The organism is Bacillus cereus group sp. N21 (assembly GCF_016483395.1).
Classification (GTDB): Bacteria; Bacillota; Bacilli; order Bacillales; family Bacillaceae_G; genus Bacillus_A; species Bacillus_A pseudomycoides.
On sequence record NZ_JAEHBX010000149.1, the window covers coordinates 1 to 3,731 of the forward strand.

Below are 3,731 nucleotides of genomic sequence, written 5' to 3' on the forward strand. Positions count from 1 at the left end.
ACCGGAACCATCTTTTAAGTGCCTAATTTTTAAAGGTCTTTTTATTAAACTGTCCATTTTATAGGGTACAGTTCAAACCAAAGGGGACTTTTTTTCATAATTACTCCTCATAATATAATGAACAGCTATCCTACATAATCTATTAAAACGTTGGAATCCCGTATTTTTCAATTATAGAAAGGAAAATTTACAAAAAGCAATGAATAAATGGGAACCTATGAGTCAAGATGTTTCTTTCTGTAAAGAATATGAAGCAAGGGAAAAAGCATTAATGGATGAGGCTGCTGGAATTGCTCATGCACTAAATAAAGGGCGTGAACAAGGACTTCAAGAGGGAAAGCTTGCTAAACGCATACAATTAGTTCGTGGTATGCATAAAAATGGCATGGCTATAGAGGATATTGCAAAATTCACAGGGTTACGTATAGGAGAAATAAGAGAAATATTACAACCATGAATATATAGAAATAGCACCTGCAAATATTTGTAGGTGCTATTTTTTAGGAGACCCGAACTGGAATCCTCTTCAATTTATGAAGATGTAGTTCACAGGCCGCCTGGATCAAAATGATGACCTGTATTACCATCTGCACTTCTAAAAAGTATGTAATTCATCATCATTCCCTCCTTTTCTAAATTATATTTTCATACTAGCATGGTATCTCAGAGCAAAACATCATTTTATAATTAGATACCCTGTCATTTAAAGGCGTTCTTCTACTTTTAAGATTTCAGATGATTTAATATGTGGAACAATTCCCAACCATCTTTTTACGGATTGTGGAAAGGTTTCTATAGGTTGCTCAATATGAAAACCACATAAAGAGAGGAGTTCTTGGACGTTGTTTCTATATTTTAACGGTTGCATAGAGTTTGATGCTTCTGGACATAACCATAATTCTCTATTTGATTCATCTCTGATTATTACTTGATAAACAACTTCGTTACCAGAATAATTATTTATATAATATCCTCGTTCACGTGCTTCATCTTTAGAATTAAAAATGACTACATCACTGATATTGGGAACAAGTACACTGTACTCCATTAAAAAACTTTTTAAATCATTATCAAATCTTAAATAATCTTCTTTTTCTTGTAGGAAAATTAATTTTCCTTTCCAATATCGACATTGAATACCATAGTCAGGAACCCTATCAATCTCACTGTTGTTGCAATACACTTCAAACTCTCCATTTTCATCCCTAAAATATTTTACTGTATCATGGCTTTGTCTTACGATTTCTGCTAACTCAGGATCAATACCTAAACTTTGAATAACTGTACTTGAGCCACTTGGACCTTCTCCCCCATAACCGCAATTTAAATTACTAAACCACATTTCTTTACCAGTACGATCTCTTAATACAAAGTTTGGTGCATCTATAGTTTGTTTATTTGACAAGGTATTTTCTAAGACAATATAAAATCCATCTAAAATTGCATCTAAGCGATCAAAATAGACAAATATGTGAGAAATTTCATCCAGTAGGTGTTTATTTTTTTCGAATTCCAGTATTGCTCTTTGTGTACTCCCGCTTTCTTCAAAGAATACAGGCTCTTTCTTCCGACGTAATTTATTGAAACCATCTTTAATTTCTTCTATATCTCTTCTTAAGTATAATTTTCCTTGAGTAGATTGGTGTACAGGTTCCAAGTTTTTATTTTTTGCTATTACTGAAAATCTTTGCTTTGTGACTTCAAGTAATTCTGCAGCTTGTGAACTAGTTAATAACTCTCGTTGCAAGGTATTAATGAAATTTTCTCGACTTTTGTTTTTCATTAAAACGCCTCCTCGTTTACGATCATAAACACGTAAAGTTTATGATATTTACAATTAAATACTAGCATTATTTTCCAATGGAAATCAACAACTTTTCAGAAAAATTATAAAATTTAGTGTATTGTAATGTATGAAACCTTGATATAGGTTAGCGCGACAAAAAAAGAACCTTGCCATTCGGGCTAGATTCTTATATAGGGTATTTTTGCCCAAATCCCCGAAAAGGGGGAATTAGCCTAATTCATTAAAAAATTATAGCCATGTCAAAAAGTACACTTTATGACATGACTATAATTCTAGAATTTTTAATTTCAAAAATACAACTTATTATTATTTGAATGTGTCAATTAAAATCCTTTATTTATAAGGATTTTGCTAATAGTGCGCTTGCTATTCCCCCATTTTGAGGGGATGGGAAAAGATACCCAATATCGAATCTCGTGGCTAAGCCTTTTTTTACAGCTGTCTACTTGACGGGGGTAAGACCAATCAGTATGTCCAAGTTTCGAAGATTCGTTACATGAGCTTTATAGTTTTTGCACCAGAACCCAAGTGGCCCTTATATGTTTGTTAAAATGTGGGTATTTATGGTGACACTCTACTAATAAAAAACATCATTTCCATATATTATAGATTGTAATTATGATTTTTAAAGTTATACTTTTTGTATAACTTTAAAAATTTGTATTATCAATTATACAGGAATAATAACTACTCAGCTATACCTTTAATTTAGGAGTTTCATAGGCGAAAAGTCGGTCTATTTTTTTTGCTACAACACAAACATGTGTGATACCACTACATCTTGTGATAAAACAGATAAACATACTTTTTAGTAATTTTCCCCAACTATCTTATATCTTCATGAGGTGACTGAATAGTTATCAGAAATATTTATATAAGTTATGTATTAGGGTTGAGTTTTTAGGAGGTTTAAATGAGAAAAATATTGCCAGGGGCCATTTTGTCTCATACCCAGTATGGGTATTTAAAGGTACCGGAAAATGTCAAAAGTCAGTGTCCTAAATGCGGTAAATCAAGTGAATTTACGTTAAAAACGAATTTTTACCAAGTTACAAAAAGGGGATTATTCGCAGAAGGGCTTTGTTTTGAATGTCAAAAGCCATCAGAATTTGTGATTATGTTTAATGATTATCCGAATCGAATAAATGAAGAAGTAGAAGTAGAGGTTTATATTTATAGTCCTTCGGATTTAAGAAATCCTTTGGATCAGCTCGAACGCAATAAACATATCCCTATAGACCTTGTCAGGGCATATCGCTCTACTTTAAATGTAAAAGATAATTCTGCTGCTGCAGTACTGTCAAAACGAGTTCTTGAAAGTGTCCTCAAACATTTTCTTGGAGAGCAAAGTAATGGGCAGTCTCTTTCCCAGCAATTTGAGCAATTGCCAGAATATATCGATTTAACTAAACCGATTCAAGATATTGGCCACCTCGTTCATCCCGACAGTCCTCTTTATGGGATGCTTGAATTGCAACAGGAAATTGATGATGAAACAGTAGATTTATTAACAGAATTATCAGAAGTCCTTATCGAATATTTATTTGTGTTGCCTGAAAAAATCGAATCAGTACATGATAAGATTGAACAGAAATTACCCAAGGGATAGCACGCACATTTTAATGGGTTCTGGTGCAAAAATCATTTAATAGAGACATAGGGAACCTACACAATCTGTTCAATTCCAAATAAATTATGTACAAATTCAACTTCATTTTGGGTAGACTTCACCTGTCGGTGAAGTTGTCCTTTTTTCATCATATGCATGGCTTCAACACCACTCAATATAGAAATTGCTGTTTTAAATGACTTGAATCCCAACATAGAACGCACACGTTTCTTAATAAGGTTCTGGTGCAAAAACCATTTGATAGAGATATAGAACCTACATGGCCTATTCAATGACAGATTATGATGCAATTCC

Annotated in this window: 2 protein-coding genes and 2 pseudogenes; 2 read left to right on the plus strand and 2 right to left on the minus strand. The window is 32.9% G+C overall.

Annotated features, from left to right (window positions below):
- Positions 1 to 187 precede the first annotated feature (187 nt).
- Positions 188 to 457 (plus strand): annotated as a pseudogene (locus JDS96_RS29860) (Rpn family recombination-promoting nuclease/putative transposase); the annotation flags it as partial.
- A 246-nt stretch (positions 458 to 703) separates the two neighbouring features.
- Here the strand turns inward: JDS96_RS29860 and JDS96_RS29865 are convergent.
- Positions 704 to 1,783: a hypothetical protein gene (locus tag JDS96_RS29865; protein WP_199669013.1), complete on the minus strand. Its 1,080-nt coding sequence runs from the start codon at positions 1,781 to 1,783 to the stop codon at positions 704 to 706.
- A gap of 937 nt (positions 1,784 to 2,720) precedes the next feature.
- Between JDS96_RS29865 and JDS96_RS29870 the strand changes: the two genes are divergently transcribed.
- Positions 2,721 to 3,416 carry a DUF4145 domain-containing protein gene (locus tag JDS96_RS29870; RefSeq protein WP_199669014.1) on the plus strand — a complete coding sequence of 232 codons (696 nt, stop codon included), beginning with the start codon at positions 2,721 to 2,723 and terminating at the stop codon, positions 3,414 to 3,416.
- Positions 3,417 to 3,472: 56 nt separating this feature from the next.
- Here JDS96_RS29870 and JDS96_RS29875 read toward each other — a convergent pair.
- Positions 3,473 to 3,731, minus strand: a pseudogene (locus tag JDS96_RS29875) (IS6 family transposase); the annotation flags it as partial.

Bases quoted from the DNA above. Each gene is read 5' to 3' on its own strand.
- JDS96_RS29865 (WP_199669013.1), bottom strand. From the start codon at position 1,783: ATGAAAAACAAAAGTCGAGAAAATTTCATTAATACCTTGCAACGAGAG.
- JDS96_RS29870 (WP_199669014.1), top strand. From the start codon at position 2,721: ATGAGAAAAATATTGCCAGGGGCCATTTTGTCTCATACCCAGTATGGG.